This is a genomic window from Gemmatimonadota bacterium (genome assembly GCA_016719105.1).
Classification (GTDB): domain Bacteria; phylum Gemmatimonadota; class Gemmatimonadetes; order Gemmatimonadales; family Gemmatimonadaceae; genus SCN-70-22.
In genome coordinates, this window is the sequence record JADKAQ010000017.1 from 138943 (window position 1) to 165285 (window position 26343).

A 26343-nucleotide genomic window follows, 5' to 3' on the forward strand; every position below is an offset into this window, starting at 1 on the left:
CGATGGCCGCAACCGTGGATGTGGAGGAACGGGCTGGTGAGGCCGTCGCGGCGACGGTGACGCTGGGGGAGCGCGACTTCGCGTTCCTCCGCGACCTCATCATGCGCGAGGCCGGAATCCACCTCAACGAGCAGAAGCGCTCGCTCGTGGAGGGGCGGCTGGCCAAGCGTCTCCGCCACCACGGCATGCGCAGCTACCGCGAGTACGTCGAGTTGCTGCGCGAGCGCGACGCCGACGGCAAGGAACGGCTGGAGTTCGTCAACTGCATCACGACGAACAAGACGGCCTTCTTCCGCGAGCAGCACCATTTCGACTTCCTGCGACACGAGGTGATCGGCGCCGACCCGTCGCGCGCCCTGCGCATCTGGAGCGCGGCCTGTTCCACCGGCGAGGAGCCGTACTCGATCGCCATGACGGTGCGTGAGGCGCGTGCCTCGGCGTCCATCCTCGCGAGCGACATCGACACGCAAGTGCTGACCACGGCGCGGGCGGGGCTGTACACCGCCGAGCGCGTCGCCTCCATCGACGAGGCGGCGCTTCGCGCGCACTTCCGTCGCGGCGAGGGGAGCAACGCGGGGTGGTTCAAGGTGCGTCCCGAGTTGCAGCGCATGATCGACTTTCGCCGCGTGAACCTGGTGGAGGGGAACTGGCCCGGGGGCGACGCCTTCGACGTCATCTTCTGCCGCAACGTCGTCATCTACTTCAATCGCGAAACGCAGGAGCGCCTGTTCCGCCGCTTCGCCGAACGCCTTGTGCCTGGCGGCTACCTCATCCTCGGGCACTCGGAGAACCTGAATTGGCTGGGTGACCTGTACGAGCCGGTCGGGAAGACGATCTATCGCCGGCGTGGCGCGCGCGCTGCGTCGGCGCCTGCGTCGCCGCGCGTGCGCCACCTGGCCCCGCCGCCGCGCGTCGTCCCCACGCACGAGGTCGTGCGCATCGAGGCCGGTGGGCTGCACGTGTCGAGGACCGGGGCCGAGGTTCGCACGGTGCTCGGATCGTGCGTGGCGGCGTGCCTCTACGACCCGATACTCAAGGTCGGGGGAATGAACCACTTCATGCTCCCCGATGGCTTCCACGAGACGCGCCCCGCCCGGTACGGCGTGCACGCGATGGAGCTGCTCATCAACGAGATCATGAAGGCCGGGGGCGATCGCTCGCGCCTTCGGGCCAAGGTGTTCGGCGGCGCGAGCGTGATTGCCGCGTTGAAGTCGAGCGCCGACGTCGGGACGCGCAACGTCGAGTTCATCCGCCGCTTCCTGGCGGCGGAACGCATCCCGATCGATGCCGAGCAACTGGGCGGGGTGCAACCGCTCGAGGTACGCCTGCACACCGACACCGCCAAGGTGCGCGTGCGGGCGCTGCAGCAGGAACTCATGCGCGAGGTCGTGCGTGAGGAGGCGCGCAACACGCGTCGCTCGCTCGAGGTCCCGGCCATCGTCCAGGACCTCGACAACATCCTCTTCTGAGCCCCCAACCCGTTACCGATGTCCACCCCCGTTGTACCGGCCGCCGCGCCGCTCACCCCCGAACAGATTCGCGAACGCCTCTCGGTCTTGCATCTGGCGGTTGCCGAGTCGCTGGAGTCGCAATTCGGGTCGACGCTCTTCGACCTGCAGCAACTCCGGAACATGCTGGGCGACGCCACCGGGAAGCTGAGCCAGGCCTTCCAGCTCATGGTGCGGCAGGCGCGCGAACAGGGCGAGCTGGCGGGACGCCTGCGCGCCGAGACCGACGCCCCCATCGCCCGCGAGATCGAGGAACTGGCCGGCGAGATCTCCAAGGGGGCGATGCTGGTCGTGCAAAGCCTCCAGTTCGAGGACATGGCCAACCAGCTCCTGCAGCACGTGGACAAGCGCATCGACTGGCTCGGCAACTTCGCCCGCGATGCCTCGCTCCTGCGCACGGCGGTGCGCGAGGACATGGTCGGGATGAGCTACGCCGAGTTTCTCGCGGTGGAGGAACGACTCGCCGAGCTGCGCATGCAGCTCGGCCAGTGGGATCGCAAGGTGGTGCAGCAGCAGTCGCTCGACGAAGGCGACATCGAACTCTTCTAGCCGATGTCTGTATCCCGCTCCCGCACGACGGAACTCGCATGACGGTCGCCAGGCGTACCCGGGTCTTCATCATCGACGACAGCGCGCTCATGCGACAGGTGCTCTCCAGCATCCTGTCGACCGACCCCGCGGTGCAGGTGGTGGGGACGGCTCCCGACCCCATCTCGGCGTGGCGCAAGATCAAGGACATGGAAGTCGACGTCCTCACGCTCGACGTCGAGATGCCGCGCATGGACGGGCTGACCTTCCTCGACAAGCTGATGCAGAACCGCCCGATGCCGGTGGTGATGGTCTCGTCGCTCACCGAGCGCGGGTGCAACACCACGATTCGGGCGCTCGAACTCGGCGCGGTCGACTTCGTCACCAAACCCAAACTCGATCTTGCGGCGGGGACGTCGGCCCTCGGCGACGAGATCATCCTCAAGGTGAAGGCGGCGGCGCGCGCGCGCGTGTCGCGTCGCGCGCACACGTCGTCGGGCGGGGCGTCGCTCGCCCCTCGGGCGGCCGAAGTGCAATGGAAGGGGGCGTCGTTCGCCGAGGCCACGCATCGTGTGGTCTGTGTCGGCGCGTCGACGGGCGGCACCGAGGCGCTGCGCGTCCTCCTCACGGCACTCCCGGCCGACGCGCCGGGGATCGTGATCGTGCAGCACATGCCGGAGAAGTTCACCAAGTCGTTCGCCGATCGCCTCAACGAACTCTGTCGCATCCAGGTGCGTGAGGCGCAGGACGGCGACCGCGTGATGCCCGGGCTCGCGCTCATCGCCCCGGGGAGCAAGCACATGCGCATTCGCCGCAGTGGGGCCGAGTACCGCGTCGAGGTCGTGGTCGAGGACCCGGTCAACCGGCATCGCCCGTCGGTCGACGTGCTCTTCGAGTCGGCGGCGCGCGCGCTGGGGCCCAACGCGGTGGCGGTCATGCTCACCGGAATGGGGAACGACGGGGCGCGCGGGATGAAGCTCATGCACGACGCCGGGGCGCGGACGATCGCGCAGGACGAGGCGACCTGTGTCGTCTTCGGGATGCCGCGGGAAGCGATCGCGACCGGAGCGGTCGAGCAGATCCTCCCGCTCGAGGCGATCGCGCAGGCGTCGTTGAACGCGGCGAGTGGCGCGCCGTCGCACCGGTAGGGTGGGGGCGGCCCCGCCGGGTGAAGGCCCGACGGGGGGAATGGTGGGGCCTCGGCGACAACTTGCCGATACTTGGGCAAGGGTTCTCCGGCGGCGCATGAGCGCCGCCTCATCCCAACGGTTTGCATGAAGATTCTGGTGGCCGAAGACGATCTCGTCACCCGCGAGATCCTCAAGCGCATCCTGACGCACATGTCAGACGAGATCCTCGAGGCCAACAATGGCGTCGAGGCCCTCGAGATGATCGAGCGTCACGATCCCGACTTCCTTTTCACCGACATCCAGATGCCGCTGCTCGACGGCCTGGCGGTCGTGGAAGCGGTGCGTTCGTCGCGTACGCATAGCATGCTGCCGATCGTCTGCATGTCGTCCGTGAAGGACAAGGACGACATCACGCGCCTGGTCTCGCTGGGGATCGCCGACTACATCCTCAAGCCGCTGCGCCCGGGGGAGGTGCACGAGCGCTTTCGCCGCGTCATCTCGCAGCACGCCGGCTGGCGCCAGCGACAGGGGGCCGAGGGGCAGACGTCGCTCCTCGTGGTCGATTCGGATCCCAACTTCCGGCAGTTTGCCATCCCGCTGCTCGAGGGAGACTTCGTCATCTCGCAGGCCATCTCCGGGGCGCACGCGTTGCGCGTCTTCCAGGAGTCGGAGCTCAAGCCCACGACGATCCTCGTGGCCGAAGGGCTCCCGATGGTCTCCGAGACGCAGGTGGTGAACCTCATCAGCAAGCTGTCGATCGAGTCCCGCACGGGGATCCCCTCGTTCTGGCTGGTGACCGACAGCGAGCTGGTGCCGCATGAGAAGGCGCGTCACTTCGCCGGCGTCATCAAGCGCTCCTTCGTCCCCGAGACCTTCATGGCCGAGCTGCGACGCACGCTGCTGGCCGGGGCGTCGCCGGTCGACAAGCTTCGCCGTCACCTGCAAGAGGAGGCGCCGAAGTGGATGGTGACCGCCACGCGCCAGACGTTAGGCGTGATGTCGGGGCAGGACGTGACGACGCTGTCCTCCGAGGGCCTCACCATCACCGACGGCATCTCGGGGCGCATCACCCTCACCGGGGGCGACAGCCGCGTGGAGGTCGTCATCGCCTGCAACCGGACCGATGCCGAGCGCCTGGCGGCCAAGGTGCTGCGCCGCGACGCGACGCTCGAAAGCGGCGGACTGGATGTCTTCGGGGAGTTGAGCAACACCATCGGCGGGCGCGCTCGTGCCGCCCTCCTCGAGCGCGACTTCGACCTCCACATCTCGCTCCCCGAAATCAGCCAGCGCTACAACTTCGACGCGGCCGGGCGGTGGGACTCCTCGGCCTGGTTCTCCACCGCGAACGGCGACACCTTCTTCGTGGGGCTGCGTGCGGAGGAGGCGGGCGCCGATCTCGGTGGCTACGACGCGCTCGCCGAACTGGAAAAGGCCTCCGCCCCCGTGGGCGGCGGCGAATCGGCCGACGACGCCCTGTTCTAGCCGGTCGGCCGCGCACGCGTGGCGCGTCGCCCTTCACCTCCGCACGTCACCACAATGCGAAACGCTGCTCAACGCCAGTCGGCGCTGAACAGCGTCTGTCTGTTTCGGTCGCTCAGCGCCGAGCGAGGTGGGGCGCCGAGGGGCGCCGCTCGAGCGGCTCAGCGCTTGTCGAACGCGTGCGCCCACCCGAGGTCGAAGCCGAACCAGAGCTTGGCGCCGCGATCCGCGTTGCGCGCGAGTGCGCCGACGGCACGCGTGTTCTGGCCAGGCGGAGAGAGCTGCAGGTGCACCGCCGGGGCGATGGCCATGGCGGCCACGGCGATGGTGGTCGACGCGCTGATGTCGACGTGCGTGAGCCCCTTCTGCGTGAACGAGTAGTACTGGTCAGTCGCGCCGCGCGCCTCCTGTCCCGCGGTGTAGCCCGCGACGATCCCGACGACCGGGGCAAACCGCCCGAGCGGGACGCTATGCGCGGCCGCTGCCTCGACATACACGCCGTGGATCGTCTGCACGTCCCAGTTGGCGGTGATCGAGGGCGTCCCCCACACGTTGTCGAGGCGTGAGCCCAGGAAGATCTCGGTGGTGTTGTACGACGTCGTGAGGACGCGATTGTGCCCGCTGTACTCGTAACGCGTGGCACCCACGGAGAGCAGCGCCGGCCCCGCCTTGTGCGCGTACTGCGCGACGAGGTCGATCTCGTTGACCCCGGCCACGCCGCCGCCCTCGGAGAGGGTGTTGGCCCCGCTGGGGATGGCAAACTCCACGTTGCCGGCCACCCAGGCGCTCAGCGTCCCCCCGGCCGACGGGGCGGAGATCGCGAGCTTGGGCTGTGCGGTGGGGACGTTCGTGAGGGTCACGCCGCGAAAGACGTACGACGACGCCATCAGGGTGTTCGTGGCGACGGTGGATTGCCCGTGTGCCGTCACTGGGGCAAGCGTGGACAGCGACGCGAGCGTGGCGGACAGGGTGAGTGCGCGATTCCGGAGGGACATGCCGAGGGAGGCCAGGGGAGAGTGCGACGTGAATCACAGTCCTGCCTTGGCGAGTCTCGGTACCTCACGGGAGAAAACTGAAACGCCCCGCCGGACTTGGCGGGGCGCGTCGTGCGCGAACGGTGTCGTGCGCGGTCGGCCGCGTCGGTGGCGGCGTCGTCGTCAGGGTGTTGCGCGCCGCCTACTCCGAGGCGAGTCGGTAGCCGACCCCGCGCACGGTCTGCACCAGCGCCTTGTCGGCGTCGTGGTCGATCTTCTTGCGCAGGTAGTTGATGTAGACGTCCACGATGTTGGTCGTGGGGTCGAACTCCTGCTTCCAGACGTGTTCGGAGATCTGCTCGCGCGACACCGGCATCCCCGCGTGTCGCATCAGGTACTCGAGGAGGGCGTACTCCTTTTGTGTGAGCGCAATCACGCGGTCGCCGCGCATGACTTCGCGCGAGAGCGGGTTGAGCGTGAGGTCGCCCACTTTCATGAGCGTCGCCTCATCCCGCATCGACGAACGGCGCAGGAGGGCGCGCACGCGCGCCAGCAGTTCGTCGTAGTCGAAGGGCTTGGCGAGGTAGTCATCGGCCCCCGCCTCGAACCCCTGCACCTTGTCCGTCACCGTGTCGCGCGCGGTGAGCATCAGGACCGGGGCGGTGAAGGCGCGGGCGCGCAACTCGCGCGCGACCGACAACCCGTTCCGCTTGGGGAGCCCGATGTCGAGGATGATGAGGTGCGGCTGCTGGTCGAGCGCCGCCTGCAACCCCTCATCGCCATCCACCGCCGTGACGACGGTGAACCCGTTGTCGCTCAGCGTGCGCTGCAGGACGTCGAGGACCTCACGACGATCCTCGATGACGAGGATCTTTGCCTGCTGCGAAGATGTGGTGTGTTCCATATGTAACGACTGATAACGTCGGGTCCCAAACTCGGCAAGCATGAGTTCTCCCTGCCTTGCCGAGCGTTCATGCCGACGGTGGTTTGCGTGCGAATCGGTGATGGGTGGGCCCCCTTGAGTGTCGGCTGCTTCCCGTCTTCCTTTCGCATGTGCTTGCCAATCGAATTCGCCACGGGATTTCCATCGGGCTCATCGGCGCCGCCGCAACCGCGGGGGCGCTCATCGGGCTCGGCCTGCGCCATGGGGCGGCGACGCTCCCCTTCGAGATGGGGGGGCGCGCCCTTCTCGGGTCCTGGCGCCTCGCCACTCCGGTCGGCGGCGTCGCCGTCTCGCTCGGCGTCATGTCGCACCTGCTGTGGATGACGCTGTGGGGCGTCTGCTTCAGCGTCGTCGCGACACAACTCCGCGGTCTCGCCCTCCCCGCCGGCGCCCTGCTCTTCGTCCTCTTCCTCGGCGCCCTCGCGGGAACGGTGGTTCCCGGGGCATTGGGTGCCGCCGCGTTCGCCGGTTTGAGCACGGCACAAACTGCCTTTCTTCTCACGCTCCTCGCTGGTGCGTTCATTGCGGGAGTGGTTGGTGTGCGCAGTCGCGACTGATCCCGGGTCATCGGGAGTACGTCAAGGAACGGTCACGTAATCGGATCGTCATGTTCCGGGTGTGGCCGATCGCGCACTCCGGGGGTCCTTGTTGATGAAGGAACCCCGCTTCGCAGGTGCTGACGGACACATCGGCCCGCAGCTCCGCGAAGCGTATTTGCGAGAAGGAGGGGTGATGGACGTCCTCGTAATGCTCGAGGATCGCCCCGAACACTCGACGGTGCTTGCGCACGTGAACTCCGTGCCGTCACCGCTCAACTCTGAGCGCCCCTCGCGGGACGTGGTCACTCTCTTCGGAGACGCCACACCCGAGTCGCTGGCCCTCGCCTTGGCGGCAGCGGTCGAAGCACATCGTGAGCCCAGCGAGCGTTTGGACACGATCCGACACGTGGCCTTGTGGCCGGAGCGCGGCGCCGTGGGAGACGCCGCGTGGCGAGATGAATCGACGGGACATCTTGTCACGAGCGATCTGGCCATCCCGTTCGCGGTCCTGCAGGACACCGCCGAGCTCCTCCTGGCGGAGTGCGGGGCGGCCATTCGACGGCTGGTGGCTGGGCTCGTGATGCCCGACTGGCCCGAAGGGACGCACCGCGCGATCAGCTTCTCGCTGGCTCCCCACGCCATCATCCCGGCCGGGGCCGGGGCGCGCCTCGATGCGCTCCTCGACAGCTATCGGCAGGCCGATGGCCTCGACTACGATCAAGGAGACTGAACGACGATCCTCTTTCGTCCGAGCTGTGTCATGCGGGCCGCTCCCCAGGGGGCGGCCCGCATGCGTTTCCGGCACGCGCCGTCCCGACCGCGCCGCGTCTACGCGCCGCACCCCATGTGCCCGTGCACGCCCTTGGCAATCGGGCGTTCTCTTCTTGACGGACCCCTACACGGATACCAGCGTCCCCCCATGTCACCATCCCACCATGGGAGAATCATCGAATGCGTGAGTATCGCGCGACGGACATCCGAAATGTGGCGGTAGTCGGACACGGAGCCAGCGGCAAGACCACCTTGGTCGACGCCCTGGCTTTCGTGTCCGGATCAAGTAAACGGCACGGCACCATCAAGGAGGGAACGACCCTCACCGACCATACCCCCGAGGAGACCGAGCGGGGCTACTCCATCAGCCTGGGCTGCGCATACGCCGAGTGGATGGACACCAAGATCAACCTCATCGACACCCCGGGGTACCTCGACTTCCACGGCGACGCGATCGCCGGTATCGCGGCCGCCGACGGCGTGATCAGCGTCGTGAGCGCGCAGGGTGGCGTCGAGGTGGGGACCGAAAAGACGTTCCATGAAGCCGTCTCGCGCGGCGACCCGGTCCTCTTCGTCGTCTCGATGATGGACAAGGAGCACGCCGACTTCGATCGCGTCTACCAGCAGGTCAAGGAGCGTCTCACCAGCAAGGTCGTCCCGGTCGAAATCCCCATCGGGAGCGGCGCCACCTTCCGCGGCGTGATCAACCTCTTCACCCGCAAGGCGTACCTCTACACGGCCGGTTCCAAGGCGAGCGACTACACCGAAGCCGACATCCCGGCCGACCAGAAGGAGACCTTCGACAAGTACTACCAGGAGCTCATCGAAGCCATCTCGGCCACCGACGACACCTTGCTCGAGCGCTATCTGGAAGGCGCGGAGATCGGGCGCGACGAGGCGATCAACGGGATGAAGGAAGCGATGAAGCGGATGGATCTCTTCCCGCTCTTCGCGGTTTCGGCCGAGCACGTGATCGGTATCCAGGCGATGCTGACCGAACTCGTGCAGTTGATGCCATCGGCCTATGAGATGGAAGAGCTGCACGGCTTCAAGGGCGCGGAGGGCGATCACACCGTCGAGATCCACGCGGTCGACACCAACCCGTTCGCCGCGCTCGTCTTCAAGACGCACTCCGAGCCGCACGTGGGCGAGGTGTCGTTCTTCCGCATCTTCTCCGGGCAGGTGGCCAACGGGCAGGACGTCTTCAACGCCACGCGCGACGGCGTCGAGAAGATGGGGCACCTGTGCGTGGGGCAGGGGAAGGAGCGCATCGAGGTTCCGGTGCTGCACGCCGGCGACATCGGCTGCGTGGCCAAGCTCAAGAACACGCACACCAACGACACGCTGTCCACGAAGGAACACCCCGTTCGCCTCTTCCAGATCGACTTCCCCGAGCCGGTCGTGCACTTCGCGGTGCATGCCGCCACGCGCAACGACGAGGAGAAGCTGCAACAGGGATTGCACCGGTTGCACGACGAGGATCCGACGTTCGAGACGCACTACAACCCCGAAACGCACGAGACCATCATCGCCGGGTTAGGGGAACGCCATCTCGACGTGTCGCTGGCCAAGTTGCGCCGCAAGTACAACGTCGCGGCCGAGCTCACGCGTCCGCGCATCGCGTATCGCGAGACGCTCACGGGCAAGGGCGACGGGCAGGGGCGTCACAAGAAGCAGTCCGGCGGCCGCGGACAGTTTGGCGATTGCTGGATCCGCATGGCACCGCGTCCACGTGGCGACGGCTACCACTTCGTCGACAAGATCGTGGGCGGCGTCATTCCGTCGGGCTTCAGGCCGGCGATCGATCGCGGGATCCAGGAGGCGTCAGCACGCGGCATCCTGGCCGGCTATCCCTTGGTGGACTTCGAGGTCGAGCTGTACGACGGCTCGTACCACTCGGTCGACTCGAACGAAATGTCGTTCAAGATGGCCGGGATCCTCGGCTTCAAGGCCGTGGCACCCAAGTGCAAGCCGATCCTGCTCGAGCCGCTCGATCATGTGGAGATCACCACCCCCGATCGCTACCTGGGCGACGTGATGGGTGACCTCTCGGGTCGTCGTGGCCACATCCTCGGCTCCGATTCGCCGGCGGCGGGGCTGACGACCGTGAAGGCGCACGTGCCGCAGGCCGAGTTGCACCTGTACGCCACCGACCTCAGCTCGCTGACGCACGGACACGCCATGTACAAGCGGCGCTTCCACGGCTACGAGCAGATGCCGCACGAGGCCGCACAGAAGGTGGTGAACGAGGCCGCCAAGGCCAAGAAGGACGAGGACGAGGAGGCATAGGCGCCTCGCTCCGCGTCACCCGTGAGACCAGGACGGCCCGGGCGATTGCCCGGGCCGTCCTGTTTCCTGTGGCCCAATGCGACGCACGCCTAACGAATGGCCACGCTGCCGTTGCCGGCCGCCGGGAGTCGGTCGAAGACGGCCGGATCGTGACCGGGAACGACGAGGCGCGGCGGGTGGCGAGGCGCTGCATGCGCGACTGCGCCGCCAGGTTCGAGAGCGAGTCGAGCGTCTGCGCGATGGGGCGTCGCCGTTCGAGGTTCTCGTACAGATACGCATTGTCCGAGGCGATCACCACGCGACCCTCGGCCGTCTGTGCGCTCACGTACTGCGAGGCGAAGGTGTGCTTGCCGCCGAGGTACACGCGCACCCCCGGGCGGATCTCGGTGCTGTCGCCTTCGGCAAGGCGAATGCGACCAGCATCGAACAGCCGGCGGTACATCGCTGCCACCTCCGGGTCGATCGCCCGGTCCTTCGCCGAACCGTCGGCGCCGACGTAGTACTCGAACTCGGCGCGCTGGAGCCAGATGCGCGCGTTGGGGAAGCGCTCCACGCCGTCGGCATGATCCCAGTGGATGTGGGTCACGATGATGTCGGTCACCCGCGCGGGATCGAAGCCGGCGCGCCGGAGCGCCGAGTCGGGGGTGACGTACGCCGCGGGCTTCCACTGCGTGACGAACTTCTCGCGCGTGAAACCGGCATCGACCAGGACCAGGTCGCCGTTAGGCGCCCGCAGCGGCCAGACCATCATCGCGATGTCGAGTCGTCGTGATGTATCGCTCCCGGCGATGAGCGCGCGCACCGGGAAACGCGGAATGCTGGCGAATCGCACGGCGAACGCCTCCCAGGTGGGCGACGTGGCACGACCACCGGCGCTGGCGCAGGCGGTCAGCCCAACGAGTCCGGACAGAACGGCGGCGGAGCGTGCGATGCGCATGCGTGGTGGGTGACGGCGGAGCGGTGCGGCAGGGCCGGTCAGCGGCGTCTCGCCGGGGCGCGAGGTCGTGCGACCGCCGACGATGGTCTGTCGGACGGCGAGCGCTCGCAGGGTGAGCATCAGTCTCTGCAGCACGCTGCGCGCGGAGGCCGTGCCAAGCATCCCGGCAGGACGGGGCCACGTCAAGCCGAGACTCCCACTGGGGACACATGCGCTCCCCATTTGCCGCGTGGTCCGCTCCCGATGGCATCCGTGACTCCACGCGCGATTCGGAGGTGCCGATACTCTGCGTCAGTGCGCGTCTCCGTCGGGCGACCCACGAGTCATTGGGGTCGTCGCGCGCGGGACGTCGTGAAGCCGCGACTCGCTCGTCCCATCCCCGCCGACCGCCGCCATCGTTCATGCCGCCCGTCGTCCCGCCAGGAACCGACTTCCCGCTGCCCGCCGCGGCGGTGACTGCGCTGCTGGGCGACGAGGCACGGGTGCGGTCGGCCGCGCAGGACCTGGCGCAGGCGATCGTAGCGGGTGCCAACGACGGGATCGTCACCTTCGACGAGTCGCGTCGCTACACGCTGTGGAATCCGGCGATGGAGCAGCTCTATGGCGTGCCGAGCACCGAGGTCATCGGGCGCACGCCCGACGAGTGCTTTCCAACGCTCGCCCGTTCGTGGCTGAGGGACGCGTACGACGCCGCACTGCGCGGCGAAACGGTCTCGCTGCCGGCGCGCGAGATCACCTCGCGCTCGACCGGGCGCACGGCGATCGTCGACGCCACGTATCGCCCCTTGTACGATGCGCACGGGAGGCGCATCGGCGGTGTAGGGACGCTGCGTGACATCACGCGCGAGCGCGAAACGGCCCACCGCCTGGCGCGACTCTCGGCGATCGCGGAGCAGACGAACGAAGGGGTCGTGATGACCGACGCGGCCGGGTGCATCGTGTGGGTCAACGCGGCCTGGCAGCGCATCACGGGGTGGACGCTGATTGAGGTGGCAGGGCGCACCCCGGGCGCGGTGCTAAGGGGGCCGTACTCGCTCCCCGATGCCCGCGTGGTGATTCGCGAGGCCCTTGCAGCTGGCCAGCCCTACAGCGGGACGATCGTCAACCATCGGCGTGATGGCACGCCGCTCTGGATGATCGTGCACGTCACGCCGATGCGCGACGCCGACGGGACGCTCACCGGATGGGTCGGCATCCAGCACGACATCACCGAGCTGCGGGCGCGCGAGCAGCAACTCAAGGCCGAGCGCGCGTTCGCGGCGTCGCTCGTCGCGGCCAATGCGGATGGCATCGTGGCGTTCGACCGGTCGTTGCGCGTGACGGAGTGGAATCCCACGATGCACGAGTGGTCCGGCATCCCGCGCTCGGCCGCGCTCGGCCTGCACCTCGATGACGTCATGCCGCTGGCGGAGGCCGAGGCGCGACGGGCGAGATTCGAGCGACTGCTGCGCGATGGTGAGCCGTTCTTCAGCGCACGCGACTACACCTTTCCCTGGTCCTCGGCCGTCTGGCATGTCGAGACCGTTGTCACTCCCATTCGCGACCTCGACTCCGGCGAGATCACGGGCGCGCTGGCGACCATTCGCGAGATCTCCGACCGTTTGAAGGCAGAAGCCGCGGTCCGTCGCGAGCGCGAGCGACTGCTCGACGCCATCGGGGCGCTCGATTCCGGCATGGCGATGTTCGACGCCGACGAGCGTCTCATCGCCTTCAACCCGAGCTTCGCGCGCCTGCGGCCGGCATCGGCCCCGTTGTCCCTCGGGATGAGGCTGGCCGAGCTGCTGGGGTACGTGGTGCGGGGCGGGCGTCACCCGGGGACGGGAGAACCGGCGGCCGTCTGGCTCGCGCGGATGCTCGAGCGGCATCGTGGCGAGGGGGGCGTCTTCGAGGAAGAGGTCGGGCCGTTCATGATGCGCCGTGCAATCGCGCGTACGCGCGACGGCGGGAGCGTCGTCCTCCTCACCGACATCACGGAGCAGAAGGAGATTCGCACCTCGCTGGAGCAGGCGCGCGACGCGGCCAACGCGGCGAGTCGCATCAAGAGCGAGTTCCTTGCCCGGATGTCGCATGAACTGCGCACGCCGCTCAACAGCATCATCGGCTTCAGCCAGCAGGTGCTGCGCCGTCCGCACGCCCCGCTCCACGATCGCGACCGCCTGTATCTCGAGCGCGTGCACCAGAACGGGGCGCACCTGCTGACGCTCATCAACAGCATCCTCGACCTCTCCAAGATCGAGGCGGGACGCATGGAGGTGGTGCTCGCGCCGACCGACGTGGGGGGGCTGGTGCGCGAGACCGTCGCCTTGCTCGAGGGCAACGCGCGCGGCGACCGGGTCGAGCTGCGCCTCGAGCTCCCGCCCGTCCTGCGCCCGGTCCTCACCGATGCGGGTCAACTCCGGCAGGTGATCATCAACCTCGTCGGCAACGCCCTCAAGTTCACGCATGCCGGGAGCGTCGTCGTGCGGGTGGAGGCCGACGATCAGCAGCGTCCGACGCGGATCTCGGTGATCGATACCGGGGTCGGGATCCCCGCCGAGCGGCTCGACGCCATCTTCGAGGCCTTCGAGCAGGTCGACGTGTCCACCGCGCGCACTTATGGCGGAACCGGCCTCGGGCTGGCGATCTCGCGGGCGATCTGCCAACTGCTCGGCGCACGGCTCGACGACGAGCGTCGAGGGGAGCGGATCGACGTTCACCATCGCGCTGCCGTCGGCGCCCTAGGGCACGGCGCGTGGGGCCTGGCGCAAGGGCGGGGGCGCCCTGGGGCGCGCGCCGCTGGGCCCGGCGCCGCTGGGCACGCGCCCTGGTTCCGCTCCCCGCGCAAAATGGTCGTGAGCAGCCCCACCGCGAAGAGTCGCCCCTGGCCCGGTTCCGCCCACAGCTGCAACAAGTACCGCGTGGTGGGTGAGGCGAGCGACGTCCACGTCACCCCGTCGAAGCGGAGGATGGTGCCGTCCTCGCCTAACGCGTACACGTCGGTCGGCCCCGTCCCCCACACGTGGCGCAGCGTCTTCTGCACCGGGCTCGCCATGCCGTACCACCGCACGCCATCGTAGCGCAGGATCGTGGCCGAGTCGCCCACGGCGAACAGGTCGCGCCCGCTCGTCCCCCACACGGCACGCAGCAGGCGCTTGGTCGGCGTCGGCATCGAACGCCACTGCGTGCCGTCGTAGCGCATCACCAGCCCGGAATCGCCCACGGTGTAGACGTCGGTCGCCGACAGCCCCCACACGTGCCGAAGGAAGGCCGTGGTCCCGCTGGTCATCGTGCTCCAGGTGCCGTTCCCGCTGGAGTTGAGGATCACGCCGCGCTCGCCGACGATGAACAGGTGCGTGGGATCCGCGGCCCACACGGAACGCAGCAGCGTGAAGTGACCGCTCGTTTCGCTCCGCCACTGCGCCCCGTCGTAGCGCATGAGCGTCCCCGTGTCTCCCACGGCGTACACCTGCGTGGGCGACGCCCCATGCACGCCGTACAGCGGCTGCGACGGCGGGGCATCCATCACGCGCCACCCGAGCTGCAAGGTGCGTCGCAGGACCGCCCCGCCGCCGCCCACCGCGTAGAGCGTCCCGTCGCCCGGCCCCCAAATGGAGGTGAGCGCCGGTGACGTAGTCTCGGGGCGCCACCCGGCGGCCACGGTGCCGCGCAGCACGGTGCCATCCCACCCGGCGAGCAGTACGCCGCCGGCGCCGTCGCCCCACACCCCGCGCAGGTTCTGCCCCGTCCCCGTGTTCGGCAGCTCGCGCCAGCCCTGCCCGTCGAAGTGCACCACCGCCCCGGTGTTGCCGACGGCGAAGACGTCGTTGGCCGCGCGCCCCCAAACGCCGAACAGGTTGCGACGTGTCGTCGCGGGGCGCGCCTCCCAGCGCACGCCGTCGTAGTGCAGCGTGCGGCCGTTGATCCCCACCGCCCACACGTCCGTGCTGCTACTCCCCCAGAGCCCGAAGAGCGCGTCCTCGGTGGGCGAGGAGACGGGGACGAACTGCGCACCGTCGTAGCGGATGATGACGCCGTTCTGTCCCGAGAACCACATGTCGCTCGGCGACGTCCCCCAGATCGCCCAGAGCTCCCAGCCGCGCCGGCTCGAAATCGCCTGCCAGTCGCGGCCGTCGAATCGCAGGATGGTGCCGTCGGTTCCGGCCGCGTACACCTCGTTCGCCCCGAAGCCGAAGACGTCGAGCAGCGTTTCGCTGGTCGGGCTCGGCATCGGGAGCCAGGACGTCCCGTCGTAGTGCCAGATTGCCCCTGCGGTCCCCACGGCAAAGACGTCGCGCGCCGACGAGCCCCACACCCCCACGAACGTCTCCGGCGAGCCGGTGTTGACCAGGCGCCAGTTCCCCCCGTTCCCCTGCAGGATGACCCCGGCCTGCCCCACGGCGAAGCCGTCGCCCGTGGTGGGGTCGCTCCAGACGCCGAGCAACGAGACGTCGGTGACCCCCTCGCGTTCGACCCCGAACGTGGGGACGCGGACCGTGGTCCCGACCACGGTGATCTCGGAGGTGGACCGGAGCGTTCCGGCGCTCGCCGTGACGCGCGCCGTCCCGGCGCCGACCCCCTGCACGGCACCGGCCGCCGACACGGTGGCGACCGACGGGGCGCTGCTTTCCCACCGGAGGGTGACCCCAGAGACCGCCCCGCCCGTGGCATCGCGCGCCGTTCCCGTCAGCGGCAGCGTCGATCCGATCGGGATCCACGCCGTGGCTGGGACGACCTCGACCGCGGTGACCCCGGGCGGTGTGGGATCGACCGGAGAGCCGGGGTCGTCACTGCAGGCCGCCACGCCTCCGAGCAGCGCGAGCACCAGCCGCGCCGCGACCGTCGCGACACGCACCGTGGCCCCTCCGACCGCACGTCGCCGCGCGTCCGTGCGATTCACGTCATCCACAGGCATCCCACCAGCACTCTATCGGTCAAGAACTCCCCCAAAGTTGCCGATCTTCACAGGGAGGAGAAGGGGCACGCACACATCGAGCTGGATAACTAACAGGAAGCGGTGCCCGAGTCTCGTTCCGGCGTCAGCGCAACATTCCACATCGGGCTCCCGGCCGAGCAGTTCGCGTCGGCCTTCCCGTTTCACGTCGCGATCGGGCCCGACCTTGCCGTCCTGCAGGTGGGCAAGTCGCTGCGGCGCGTCTGCCCCGACGTGCGCCCGGGCGTAGCGGTCGAGGACGCCTTCACCGTCGAGCGCCCGCACGTCCCGCTCAGCTTCGGATCGTTGGTCAAGAACACCGGGCTGCTCTGGCTCCTGGTGCACAAGGCGTCGGGGATGCAGCTGCGCGGGCAGATGTCGCACGTGCCGGGCGAGGAGGCGGTCCTCTTCCTTGGCTCGCCCTGGCTCACCGACACGGCGGCGATCAAGGCGTACGGGCTCAACATCTCCGATTTCGCGCTGCACGACCCGGTCGTCGACCTCTTGCAGCTGGTGATGTCGCAGAATGCGGCGCTGAGCGACGTGCGCAAGCTCGCCGCCAAGCTCTCGGAACAGCGCGCCGAGCTGCGCGAAGCCAACCGTCGCATGGGGTCGCAGACGTCGACCACGCAGGCGCTGGAGCACGCCCCCACGCTGCGCGCCGCCGCCCCCACCGTCCTGCAGTCGCTGTTTGACGCCATCGGGTGGGACATGATCGCCCTCTGGTGGGACGCCGGCGACGAACGCACGCTCGAGTGCCTCGCGCTCGTCGCCGCCGAGGAACCGACGCTCGCCGAGCTCGCCACCGCCACCCGCGCCGCGCGCTTCGAACGCTCCATCGGGCTCGCCGGACAGGTGTGGAGCAACGAGCGCCCGCTCTGGGTCGAGGACGTCCGCGAGATGCGGGCGGCGCAGTGCCCGCGCGCCCCCGCCGCGCAGCGCGCCGGGATTGCGTCGGTCTTTGGCGTCCCCGTACGCGTGGGCGGCGTGGTGCGCGGTGTCATCGAATTGCAGAGTCGCCTCGAGCAGCCGCTGGACGAGGAGGTGCTCAAGCTCGTCGACGACGTGGCCTCGAAGCTCGGCCAGTTCGAGGCGCGTCGCGCCGCCGAACGCGCCCTCCTGCAAGCCAAGGAAGCCGCCGAATCGGCGAGCCGAGTGAAGTCCGAGTTCCTGGCCAACATGAGCCACGAGATCCGGACGCCGATGAACGGCGTGCTCGGGATGACGCAGCTCCTGCTCGATACGCTCCTCACCGACGAGCAGCGCGACATCGTGCGCACGATCGCTGCTTCGGGCGAGGCGCTGCTCACGATCATCAACGACATTCTCGACCTGTCCAAGATCGAGGCGGGACGCCTCGAGTTCGAGCACGCCCCCTTCGACCTCGGTCACACCATCGAGGATGTGCTCGAGCTGCTCGGCGCGCGCGCCGAGGAGAAGGAAATCGACGCGCTCGTGCGCATGACACCGGGATGCCCGCGCCTGCTCGATGGCGACGCGGGGCGCGTGCGACAGATCCTCGTGAACCTCGTGGGCAACGCGATCAAGTTCACGAGCCATGGGCGCGTGGTCGTCGAGGCCGAGTGCCTGGAGCGGTCGGGGAACGAGTCGCTCATCCGGCTGGCGGTCCACGACACCGGTCCGGGGATTCGCGCCGACGTGGTCCCCCAGCTCTTCCAGAGCTTCTCGCAGGGCGACAGCTCGACGACGCGCAAGTTCGGTGGCACGGGGCTCGGGCTCGCCATCACGCGACGCCTGGCCGAGGCGATGGGGGGAAGCGCGGGGGTGAGCAGCACCGAGGGCAAGGGATCGACCTTCTGGGTGACGCTGCGCATGACGGTGGGCAAGGCGCTCCCCTCGGTCGGGCTCCAGCTCGCGCGTGGTGCCGCGATCGTCGTCGAGCCCGATGGCGAGCGCGCGGGGATGTTGCGCCCCCTGCTCGAGGCGGCCGGCTACGTCGTGCACCTGACGGACAGCGCGGCCAACATCCCCGGGATCGTCGCGGCGCATCCGGGGCAGACGTTCGCCGCGGTCGTGGTCGGCGGGCGCGCCTCGACGGTGGCGCTGGAAGGCGACGCCGCGACCATTCGTGGCGCCCTCCCCGGGCTGCACACCGTCGTGGCCATCGTGCCGCTTGCGCAGCGCATGAGCAGCGCCTCGCTCCGCGAAGCGGGCTTCTCGAGCATCCTGGCCCTGCCGCTGCGCCCGTCGCATCTCGTGGCGGCCGTCGCCCCGGCAGAGCCGGCGCCCAGGCAGGGGGGCGCGCGCGAGTCCGCCGCCGAACAGTCGCACCGGGACGGTCTCCCGCGGAACGGCGAGGCGCTTCCCGTCACCCGACGCATCCTCGTCGTCGACGACAACGCCGTGAACCAGCTGGTGGCCGTCGGGATGCTGCGCAAGCTGGGCTGTGCCTCCGACGTGGCAGCTGACGGCGCCGACGCCGTGCGCCGGGTGGCCGAACAGCCGTACGACCTGGTGCTGATGGACTGCATGATGCCCGACATGGACGGATATGCCGCGACGCGCGCCATCCGTGCCGCGGAGCGGGCCACCGGTGCGCCGCGCCTCCCGATCGTCGCCCTCACGGCCAGCGCTCGCCGCGAGGATCGTGACCGCGCGATGGAATCGGGGATGGACGACCACGTCGCCAAGCCGCTCGTGTTCGACGACCTGCGCGAGGTGGTGGAGCGCTGGACCGCCGTGGAGATCCGGCAGGGGGAGCCTGCGGTGGACATCGCCGTCATCGAGCGACTGCGCGACACCTACGGCGAGGGAGGGGAAGAGTTCGTGCAGGCCCTCGTCGACCTCTTCATCGACGATGCCCCGCGCCGCCTGGCGACGCTGCGCGCCGCCGCGGAGTCGGGCGACGCCGATGCGGTGGCCAACGGGGCACACGCCCTGCAGGGGTCGGCCGCCACGTTAGGCGCCGTGGCGCTCACCCGGCTCGCCCGCGAGCTCGATGCCGCCGCGCAGGCGGGGCCGAACGCACCGCTCGTCTCGCTGGTCGAGCGCATCGGGCACGATGTCGCCCTCGTCTGCGCCCGCTTGCGGGAGTTGGTCGACCAGCATTCCCCCCCGGTCGACCTCTAGGACTCCCGAGGTCACGCACCTCGGGCACGCGACGTTTAGGCGTCGACGGCCGGCGAACTTCGAGCCGTCACGCCGCCAGCACGACGCTTCGCGCCGGACGCTCGCTCAGGGGACGCGGCGCGCGGCTCCGGTGAGCACGAGGATCGCCCCCGCCGGGTGGTCCATCCCCCAGCGCATTTGTGCCTGTGTGGCGCCGACGAAGCGAATCTCGACGATCCCGTCGATCGGGATGTTGCGCAGCGTTGACGAATCGCCGTACCGCTGGTTGTCGAGGTACACCACGGGCGACACGCTGCTCTCGCGCGGACGCAGGAGCGTGGTCGGGCCGCGTCCCGCGAGGAAGGCCGGACGCAACAGGCGCACCGCGTCGTATGCGTTGAGCGCGCTCGACTTGGCGATTTCGCTGCCATAGATGACGTCCGACTGCCGCCCCTGGCCGGCGCTACCACGACCGCCACTACCAGTCGCGCACCCTCCGGAGACAACGGACGCCAGCGCCACTCCCAGGAGGAGGCGCCGCATGACGGATCGTGGGGTCATGTGCTGTGCGGGGTTGGGGAACGGGGGCGTGCTCCAACTTGTCCGCTCATGCAGTCGCCTGTCCAGACGCGTGGGACGGACGGTGTTGCCCCGCTACGGAACGGTGCGCGAGCGCCCCTGAACGGGCCGGCGCGTCAGGACGCCACGCGTCGAATGCGCGCCCCGGACGCTGGCGTACGCCGCGCCAGTCGCGCCAGCAGCGGCGCGCTCGGGATCGCGAGCCCGACGCGCTCTGCCGCCAGGAGCAGGCAGCGCTGCACCAACTCCTCGTCGGCCAGCCCTGCGGCGCGCGCGGCGGTCAGCAGCCCTCCGTCACCAGCGACCGCGAGCGCCGGAATCGGATCGACGGCGCACACGTTGGGGACGCCGGTGTCCGAGAGGCGAATGTCCACGCGGGCCACGTCGCGGCACCCCAGGGCGTGAAAGGCGCGTAACGCGATCGCCTCCACCTCCTCCGCCAGCCCGTCGGCACTCAGCGGGATCGCCGTGCTCGCCGTGACGGCGGGGGCGAAGGGATCGTTGGAGACCCCAAGCGCGGGAAGCATCACGGCGCTGTCACCGTTGCCCAGGATGCCGCACACGAACGACTCGCCGGGGAGGAAACGCTCGATCAGGATCGGTTCGCTCGAGGCGCCCAGCAGCTCCGCGACGATCGACTCCAACTCGTCGAAGTCGTGGGCGATGAGTGTGGCAAAGCACGACGACACCCCGCGATCGCGCCGCACGGCGAACGGAAAGGCACGGCGCGCGTACGGGGCGAGCTGGGTGAGCGAGTGGACGATGGCATAGCTCGCCGTCGGGACGCCGTGCGATGCGAGCGTCGACTTCATGCGCCCGCGCGCCACGCAGGTGGCGTGCGTGACCGAGTCGCTCCCACTGAACGGAATGGCGAAGTACTCGAGGAAGGCGGGGACGTGCAGCCGTCGCTCAGGGGCCCCCGCCCCGCGGGCGAGGTTGAGGACGATGTCGGGCCGCGCCGCGTCGAGCCGAGACGGGAGCTGGTCGTCCGCGGGGAGGAAGGTCACCTCGCCCATCGACTCGAGTGCCCGCTCGATGAGCGCGCCCTCTGCGTTAGGCCCTGTGTCCAACGTCACGCCAATGCGCATCGTGTGCCGAGTCGCCTACCGTCGTTATGCTCGAGGCCGTCTGGAAGGCCGCAATACTACCGGAGCGCGCATCGACGGTCAACACGGATGGGACCGCCCGGCGCGGCCAGTACCCACAATGCGCCGTCAGGCACCACCATCCGGTCCCCGTCAGGCACCACCGTCGGGTCCCGTCAGGCATCAAAAAGGGGACCGACCCATGGGTCGGTCCCCCCAGCCTAACGCGCGTCGCCCCGTTGAGGACGCGTCGTCGTTCGCTCAGACCTTGTGGAACCCCGGACGCGCCGACTCGCGACGATCTTCGGCCATGTAGACCTCGAAGTCGCCGAAGAAGGCGGGGGCCTCGTGCTGCATCGTGCGCAGCACCATGAGCCCCAGGCGCCGGATCTCCTGCTCGGCCCCTTCACCGCAGCGCAGCTCGAGCATCGTGCGCCAGGCACGCACGTTCCCGGTCACCACGATCTTGGTCTCGGTGGAGTTGGGGAGGACGCCACGTGCCGCTTCTCGTGCCATCTTGCGGCGGTGCACCTTGTCGGCCACCCAGGCATAGCGCTGCATCAGATCGTCCACCAGCGCCACGTACGTCTGCTGCGCCGACTCCACCTGCGTGCGCCACGCCGTTTCCAGCGCCTCATCGCCGATGATCGCCGGCGGCACGACGAAGGCGGCCTCCGACTCGTCCACGTAGCGCTGGCTCAGCTGCGAGTAGGCGAATCCCGCGCGGTGGCGCACCAGTTCGTGCGTCAGCGAGCGCGAAATCCCCTCCAGCAGAAGCGAGTAGTTGGCGTGCTCCAGCACGCTCCCATGCCCCTGCTTGAGGATGTTCTGCAGGTACTCGCGCGTGGAGCGCCCGGCGGGATTGCGCTGGCTCATGTAGCACAGGCGTCCCGCGAACTCGGCGAGCCGCTCGCCATCGGTCGACTCTCCACTCCACGACACCGGGAGATGTGCCGCTTCGGTGAAGGCCGGGCGGGCGAGGACGGTGACGCGGGGCTCGTAGTAGAACATCGGGCGGGAGACGGGAGGCGGGAAACGAGAGATGGCGGCGGGGGAAACCTATGCGGGCTCGGACAGCATCTCCAGCCGCGCAGCATCGTACGCGCGCTCGCGCTCCACGCGCTGCAACGCGGCGCGAGCCGGCTCGGGGAGCGCCGGCAGGGCGGGGTCGTACTTGATGTGCGCGAACAGGTCCAGGTCGCGCGGGGCGACCTTCACCCCGGGGTTCAGGATCGCGGCGGGGTCGAAGGCGGCCTTGATGCGCGTGAAGAGCGCCAGGGCATCGGCCGACCACAGCTGCGCCAGCACCGGCGTGCGGAGCCGGCCGTCACCGTGCTCGCCGGCGACGGTCCCACCGAGCGCCGAGGTGAGGGCGACGACGTTGACGTACAGGAGACGCACGCGCTCGCGCCAGTCGTCGTCGCGCACATCGACCAGCGCATTCACGTGCACGTGCGCGTCGCCGGCGTGGCCGAAGATCACCCCACGAAAGCGCGACGCGGCGAGGGCGTCGCGCACGCCGCGCACATAGTCGCCAAGTCGCGGAGGCGGGACGCAGCCATCCTCGACGATCTGCATCGACTTGAGGTGGGGATCGAGGCGCGAGAGGATGGGGCTCGCCGCATGCCGCAGCGTCCACAGCGCCTCCTCCGATTCCGGATCGAGCCCCACCAGGACGCTGGTGGCGCCCTTCGCGTCGCACGCCTGCGCCAGCGTCGTGGCGCGATCGGCGACCGACGCATCGCCTTCCAGCTCGATCAGGAGGACACACTCGGCGTCGTCGGGGACCGGGAGTGGCTGCGCACTGCGCGCGACGTCGAGGAAGGTGCGGTCGAGCAGTTCGCACGCCGTGGCGCCGGCGTCGCGGGCGAGGGCGGCGCCGACCACGGCCAGCTCGAGCGAGGGCCACGAGGCGAGCACGCTGGCCGTCGACGGTGGGACGTCCGTCAGGCGCAACTCGACGCCGGTGAAGAGGGCGAGCGTCCCCTCGCTCCCGACGAGCAGGTCGACGAGGTCGCCGCTGGCCGCGAAGTCGTGCACCCCGTAGCCGGACGACTCCTTGCGCACCCGGGAGGGCGGGAGCGCCTGCGCGGCGGCGCGAACGTCGTGGGCCACCGCGCTCCAACGATCGAGAGCGCCACTCCCCGTGGGGAGCGCGTCGCCGCGGCGGATCGTCGCCCGGCTCCCATCGGCAAAGACGCAGTCGAGCGCCTGGACCCATCGGCGCATGGCGCCGAAGGCCAGGGTGCGAGGGCCCGCGGCGTTGGTCGATGCCATGCCCGCGATTGTGGCAAAGCTCCCACTCGACGGATCGACGGGAAAGCGCAACTGTTCGGCGTTCGCTGCCTGCTCCACCTCGCGACGCAGCACACCGGCTCCCCCCCAGATCGTACGACGCTCGAGGTCGACGGGGGCCAGATCGGTGAGGCGCGAGAGATCGACCACGACTCCGTCACCCACCGCCCCCCCTCCCATGCTGCTGCCACTGCCACGCGGGACGAGGGGGACGCGCTCGGTGGCGGCCCAGCGCATGAGCGCGACGACGTCGTCGGCGTCTGCAGGGACGGCGACAGCGAGCGGAACGAGTTGGAGGACCCCGGCGCTTTCCGAGTACACGGCACGGGCCGCATCATCGGTGCGGAAGGGGCCACGCATGCGAGGCGGCGTGTGAACGAAATGAGACCTCATGCAGGGAGAATGATGCCACGCGAGCGCTGCGACAATCGGGAGGTCGCCCGGGCGATCTGGGGAAGGATCACCCTGGTTGGGTTGGCCGCACTGGCGGTGATGGTCGGTGTCGCGGTCGCCCCCCGACCGGTCGTGGCGCAGCGCGCGACCTCCGCCGTCTCGCCGTCGCGTCGTGACGGCGGGCGCCCCCGTGCCGATACCGCCTTCGCCGCCGCCGTCGCGCGCCTGTCGGAGGCCAGCGGCTTCTTCGACACCGACAACCTCATTTCGAACGAGGCGTCGTACCTGCACGTCGTCCCGCGCCTGCGCGCGCTCGGCGTCACCGGGGGCGCCTACATCGGCGTCGGCCCCGACCAGAATTATTCCTACCTCGCGGTCATCCGTCCGCGCGTGGCCTACCTCGTCGACGTGCGACGCGACAACCTGCTCCAGCACCTGATGTTCAAGGCGCTCTTCGCCCGTGCGTCGAGTCGCATCGAGTTCCTCTGTCTCTGGTTGGGGCGCGCGCTTCCCCCCGATCCGGGGGCATGGGGGGCACGCCCCATCGATGACATCGTCCGCTACGTCGATGGGGCCCGGCGCGACGAGGCCGGGGCCCGCCAGTTGCAATCGCTGCTCGTGCGCGACGCCGTCGCCACCGGCATCCCGCTGTCGGCCACCGATCGCGCCACGATCGAGCGCTTTGCGGCCACGTTCGCGCGCGAGGGGCTCGATCTCCGCTTCACGTCGTTTGGCCGAGCGCCGCGCCCGTACTATCCCACGCTGCGCGACCTCGTGCGGGCGCGCGATACCGACGGCAAGCAGGTGTCATATCTCGCGAGCGAGGACGACTGGCGCGTCGTGAAGGCGATGCACGAGACGCATCGCATCATCCCCGTGGTCGGCAACCTGGGCGGCACGCACGCGCTCCCCGCCATCGCCCGCGAGGTCGCGGCCGCCCGGGAGACCGTCTCGGCGCTCTACACGTCGAACGTCGAGTTCTACCTGTGGGGGGAGCGCGCCTTCGACGACTTCGCGCGCGGCGTCGCCGCCTTGCCGCGCGACCGGCGCTCGGTGATCATCCGGTCGTACTTCGGGCGGCAGTTCGGCGACCAGCATCCGCTCGCCGTGCCGGGCTTCGCGAGCGTGCAGCTGCTGCAGCCCATCGACGACTTCGCGCGACGCTACCGCGGTGGCGGCTGGACGTCGTATCGCGCCCTCGTCACGGACGGCGCACGCTGAGCGGCGCTCGCTGACTGGCGCAGGCGGAGGCGGCGCTCGCAGGGGCGGCGCGGCGCGCCGTGCCCAGCGATGCGCCAAACTACGGCTTGTCGGACTTCTTGGGGCGCTGCGCGACGAGCGTGGTGTCGATCCGGAAGGCGAACAGCTGCTGCACGAGCTGCCGCACCTTGCGCCCCCCCATGACCGCCGGGCGGAACTTCATCTGCGGCAGCGTGGCCTTCACCGAATTGGCGAAGTCGGGATGCGTGGCGGAGAGGATGACGATGCTCGAGGCGTCGGCGGTCCCCGTCGTGTCGACGATGTACTGAATCCCCACCGACCCTTCGATCTTCTTTTCCAGCATCTCCGGCGGATACGGCGGCGCCGCACTGTCGTCGAATCGCGCCGCGGCCGAGTCGACCTCGAGCACCGTCATCACCGAGTCGCCCGGTGCTTCGGGGGCCGACTGCTGCGCGTCGGAGAGCTCGCTGCTCAACTCCGTCACCCCGGGGCCCGACTCCACTTCCCGCTGGCGAGGCTTGGACGCTGCCGGGTCGATCTTCTCATCACCGGCGCCGCCGGCGCGCTCGGTCGACATGTACGTGATGCGTTCCTGTTTTGGGCGCGAGCCGAGGATGCGATCCTTCGGGATGAAGAACGCGACCGGCGTGAACGAGTTGGCCAGGTCGGATGGCTTCACCTCGTGCGAGGCGACCAGGGTGCTGCCGATGATCGCGGCGTGCGCCACGAGGCTCACCGTGTAGCCTTCTACACTGGCGAGCGTGCTCGCGCGGGCGCTTGACTCGAGTAGGCGTCGGAACAGCATGGGAACCTCCGCGCATGACGGCGGACGGCTGAGGGACCGACGGGGCGTCCGTCGGCCACTACGAGTATGGGGCGCGTCTCGAACGGGAACAAGCGGCGAGGGGCGAACGGCCCATCCCACGCCGCCAACGCATGTTACCGGCCGGTGAACTGCGGGGGCCGCTCCTCCAGGAAGGCGTCGTGCTCTTCACCACGGTTCGCCCCGAAGCAGGCGAGACGACGCGTCCCCGCTCTCACTGCGTATCCCCTCGACCCAAGACGACAGTCGGGTCGCCCAAATCGCATCAGGGTGGCGGACGGCGACGCTGAGCCGAAACGCTACCTGGCGCGGTCGCTCGCGCTGGCGGCGTCGACGCGGTCGCTCACACCCCTAACCGCCAATGACCACCGACGCTCGCGGGCGTGCCGGTTCGATGTCCGTCAGCTTCGACATGCGGAACCCGCGCAGCCCCATGAAGCCCACGGCGACGACGAAGGTGAGGTGCTTGACCACCGCCTTCGACGCCGCCGACTCGAACGCCTGCTGGGCCTCCGCCTGCACCACGTTGCGCAGCTGGAAGATGTCGAGCAGGAAGAAGAGCAGCAGCGCCACGAAGCACGCAGCGATCACGAGGTTGGCGATCGCCATGATGCGTTGGAAACGCTGGTGTGAGGCGTACGCCGCGACTCCCATCGCCAAGCCGACCCCGAGGAGCGGGGTGAGGAGGAAGCCCGAGAGCAGCCCCACGGAGGCAAAACGCCACTCGATGTCGCTCACACGCAGGGGGACGATGCTGGTCACGAAGTCCAGCGCCGGCGTTGCGACGAGGAGGAAGGCCAGGACGTACAGCGGCGCGATCAGCGCGTCGGCGTCGTAATGCGTGCCATTCATGGAATCGGGATTCGGTGGC

Annotated in this window: 18 protein-coding genes; 10 read left to right on the forward strand and 8 right to left on the reverse strand. The window is 69.3% G+C overall.

All coding sequences use genetic code 11. The features are described from left to right. The first annotated feature begins 2 nt into the window (after positions 1-2). The 4 genes from IPN47_17775 (at position 3) to IPN47_17790 (ending at position 4648) form a co-directional block, all read left to right on the forward strand. Positions 3-1469, forward strand: a complete 1467-nt coding sequence (locus tag IPN47_17775; GenBank protein ID MBK9409855.1) for a hypothetical protein — start codon at positions 3-5, stop codon at positions 1467-1469. 18 nt (positions 1470-1487) lie between these two features. Beyond that, on the forward strand, positions 1488-2057 hold the full coding sequence (locus IPN47_17780) for a hypothetical protein (GenBank protein ID MBK9409856.1): 570 nt from the start codon (positions 1488-1490) through the stop codon (positions 2055-2057). A 38-nt stretch (positions 2058-2095) separates the two neighbouring features. Further along, positions 2096-3184: a chemotaxis response regulator protein-glutamate methylesterase gene (locus IPN47_17785; protein ID MBK9409857.1), complete on the forward strand. Its 1089-nt coding sequence runs from the start codon at positions 2096-2098 to the stop codon at positions 3182-3184. 126 nt (positions 3185-3310) lie between these two features. Beyond that, on the forward strand, positions 3311-4648 hold the full coding sequence (locus tag IPN47_17790; protein ID MBK9409858.1) for a response regulator: 1338 nt from the start codon (positions 3311-3313) through the stop codon (positions 4646-4648). 158 nt (positions 4649-4806) lie between these two features. On the opposite strand, the gene IPN47_17795 is transcribed toward IPN47_17790, so the two are convergent. Next, entirely contained in the window at positions 4807-5640 is an 834-nt protein-coding gene (locus IPN47_17795) for a hypothetical protein (GenBank protein ID MBK9409859.1), read from the reverse strand. Between the two features lie 181 nt (positions 5641-5821). Further along, positions 5822-6523 (reverse strand): response regulator transcription factor, encoded by a 702-nt coding sequence (locus tag IPN47_17800; protein ID MBK9409860.1) that lies wholly within the window; start codon positions 6521-6523, stop codon positions 5822-5824. 149 nt (positions 6524-6672) lie between these two features. Between IPN47_17800 and IPN47_17805 the strand changes: the two genes are divergently transcribed. The 5 genes from IPN47_17805 to IPN47_17825 all read left to right on the forward strand — a co-directional run bounded on the left by IPN47_17805 (position 6673) and on the right by IPN47_17825 (position 19097). After that, complete coding sequence (locus IPN47_17805) at positions 6673-7119, forward strand: hypothetical protein (protein ID MBK9409861.1); 447 nt, start codon at positions 6673-6675, stop codon at positions 7117-7119. Between the two features lie 175 nt (positions 7120-7294). Further along, positions 7295-7831 (forward strand): hypothetical protein, encoded by a 537-nt coding sequence (locus IPN47_17810; protein MBK9409862.1) that lies wholly within the window; start codon positions 7295-7297, stop codon positions 7829-7831. 221 nt (positions 7832-8052) lie between these two features. Beyond that, positions 8053-10161, forward strand: a complete 2109-nt coding sequence (locus IPN47_17815; protein ID MBK9409863.1) for an elongation factor G — start codon at positions 8053-8055, stop codon at positions 10159-10161. Positions 10162-11499: 1338 nt separating this feature from the next. Further along, positions 11500-14154 (forward strand): PAS domain S-box protein, encoded by a 2655-nt coding sequence (locus tag IPN47_17820; protein MBK9409864.1) that lies wholly within the window; start codon positions 11500-11502, stop codon positions 14152-14154. Positions 14155-16091: 1937 nt separating this feature from the next. Next, positions 16092-19097, forward strand: coding sequence for a response regulator (locus IPN47_17825; GenBank protein ID MBK9409865.1), 3006 nt, complete (start codon positions 16092-16094; stop codon positions 19095-19097). 105 nt (positions 19098-19202) lie between these two features. Here IPN47_17825 and IPN47_17830 read toward each other — a convergent pair whose 3' ends face one another. The 4 genes from IPN47_17830 to IPN47_17845 all read right to left on the reverse strand — a co-directional run bounded on the left by IPN47_17830 (position 19203) and on the right by IPN47_17845 (position 23395). Next, the gene (locus IPN47_17830) at positions 19203-19619 is read right to left on the reverse strand and encodes a hypothetical protein (GenBank protein ID MBK9409866.1); all 417 of its coding nucleotides are present in this window, start codon (positions 19617-19619) and stop codon (positions 19203-19205) included. Positions 19620-19771: 152 nt separating this feature from the next. Continuing rightward, positions 19772-20731: a hypothetical protein gene (locus IPN47_17835; GenBank protein ID MBK9409867.1), complete on the reverse strand. Its 960-nt coding sequence runs from the start codon at positions 20729-20731 to the stop codon at positions 19772-19774. Positions 20732-21001: 270 nt separating this feature from the next. Then, entirely contained in the window at positions 21002-21751 is a 750-nt protein-coding gene (gene thyX, locus IPN47_17840; GenBank protein ID MBK9409868.1) for an FAD-dependent thymidylate synthase, read from the reverse strand. A gap of 48 nt (positions 21752-21799) precedes the next feature. Continuing rightward, positions 21800-23395, reverse strand: coding sequence for an FAD-binding oxidoreductase (locus tag IPN47_17845; protein MBK9409869.1), 1596 nt, complete (start codon positions 23393-23395; stop codon positions 21800-21802). 42 nt (positions 23396-23437) lie between these two features. On the opposite strand from IPN47_17845, the gene IPN47_17850 reads away from it, so the two are divergent. Beyond that, positions 23438-24649, forward strand: a complete 1212-nt coding sequence (locus IPN47_17850) for a hypothetical protein (GenBank protein ID MBK9409870.1) — start codon at positions 23438-23440, stop codon at positions 24647-24649. A 79-nt stretch (positions 24650-24728) separates the two neighbouring features. Here the strand turns inward: IPN47_17850 and IPN47_17855 are convergent, their stop codons facing one another. Continuing rightward, on the reverse strand, positions 24729-25454 hold the full coding sequence (locus tag IPN47_17855; GenBank protein ID MBK9409871.1) for a TonB family protein: 726 nt from the start codon (positions 25452-25454) through the stop codon (positions 24729-24731). Between the two features lie 369 nt (positions 25455-25823). After that, positions 25824-26324, reverse strand: coding sequence for a hypothetical protein (locus IPN47_17860; GenBank protein ID MBK9409872.1), 501 nt, complete (start codon positions 26322-26324; stop codon positions 25824-25826). Positions 26325-26343 lie beyond the last annotated feature (19 nt).

Coding starts and splice junctions, on each gene's coding strand:
- IPN47_17820 (MBK9409864.1), top strand. CDS start 11,500: ATGCCGCCCGTCGTCCCGCCAGGAACCGACTTCCCGCTGCCCGCCGCG.
- IPN47_17800 (MBK9409860.1), bottom strand. CDS start 6,523: ATGGAACACACCACATCTTCGCAGCAGGCAAAGATCCTCGTCATCGAG.
- IPN47_17810 (MBK9409862.1), top strand. CDS start 7,295: ATGGACGTCCTCGTAATGCTCGAGGATCGCCCCGAACACTCGACGGTG.
- IPN47_17815 (MBK9409863.1), top strand. CDS start 8,053: ATGCGTGAGTATCGCGCGACGGACATCCGAAATGTGGCGGTAGTCGGA.
- IPN47_17850 (MBK9409870.1), top strand. CDS start 23,438: ATGATGCCACGCGAGCGCTGCGACAATCGGGAGGTCGCCCGGGCGATC.
- IPN47_17860 (MBK9409872.1), bottom strand. CDS start 26,324: ATGAATGGCACGCATTACGACGCCGACGCGCTGATCGCGCCGCTGTAC.
- IPN47_17795 (MBK9409859.1), bottom strand. CDS start 5,640: ATGTCCCTCCGGAATCGCGCACTCACCCTGTCCGCCACGCTCGCGTCG.
- thyX (MBK9409868.1), bottom strand. CDS start 21,751: ATGTTCTACTACGAGCCCCGCGTCACCGTCCTCGCCCGCCCGGCCTTC.
- IPN47_17845 (MBK9409869.1), bottom strand. CDS start 23,395: ATGCGTGGCCCCTTCCGCACCGATGATGCGGCCCGTGCCGTGTACTCG.
- IPN47_17785 (MBK9409857.1), top strand. CDS start 2,096: ATGACGGTCGCCAGGCGTACCCGGGTCTTCATCATCGACGACAGCGCG.
- IPN47_17780 (MBK9409856.1), top strand. CDS start 1,488: ATGTCCACCCCCGTTGTACCGGCCGCCGCGCCGCTCACCCCCGAACAG.
- IPN47_17855 (MBK9409871.1), bottom strand. CDS start 25,454: ATGCTGTTCCGACGCCTACTCGAGTCAAGCGCCCGCGCGAGCACGCTC.
- IPN47_17775 (MBK9409855.1), top strand. CDS start 3: ATGGCCGCAACCGTGGATGTGGAGGAACGGGCTGGTGAGGCCGTCGCG.
- IPN47_17830 (MBK9409866.1), bottom strand. CDS start 19,619: ATGCGGCGCCTCCTCCTGGGAGTGGCGCTGGCGTCCGTTGTCTCCGGA.
- IPN47_17790 (MBK9409858.1), top strand. CDS start 3,311: ATGAAGATTCTGGTGGCCGAAGACGATCTCGTCACCCGCGAGATCCTC.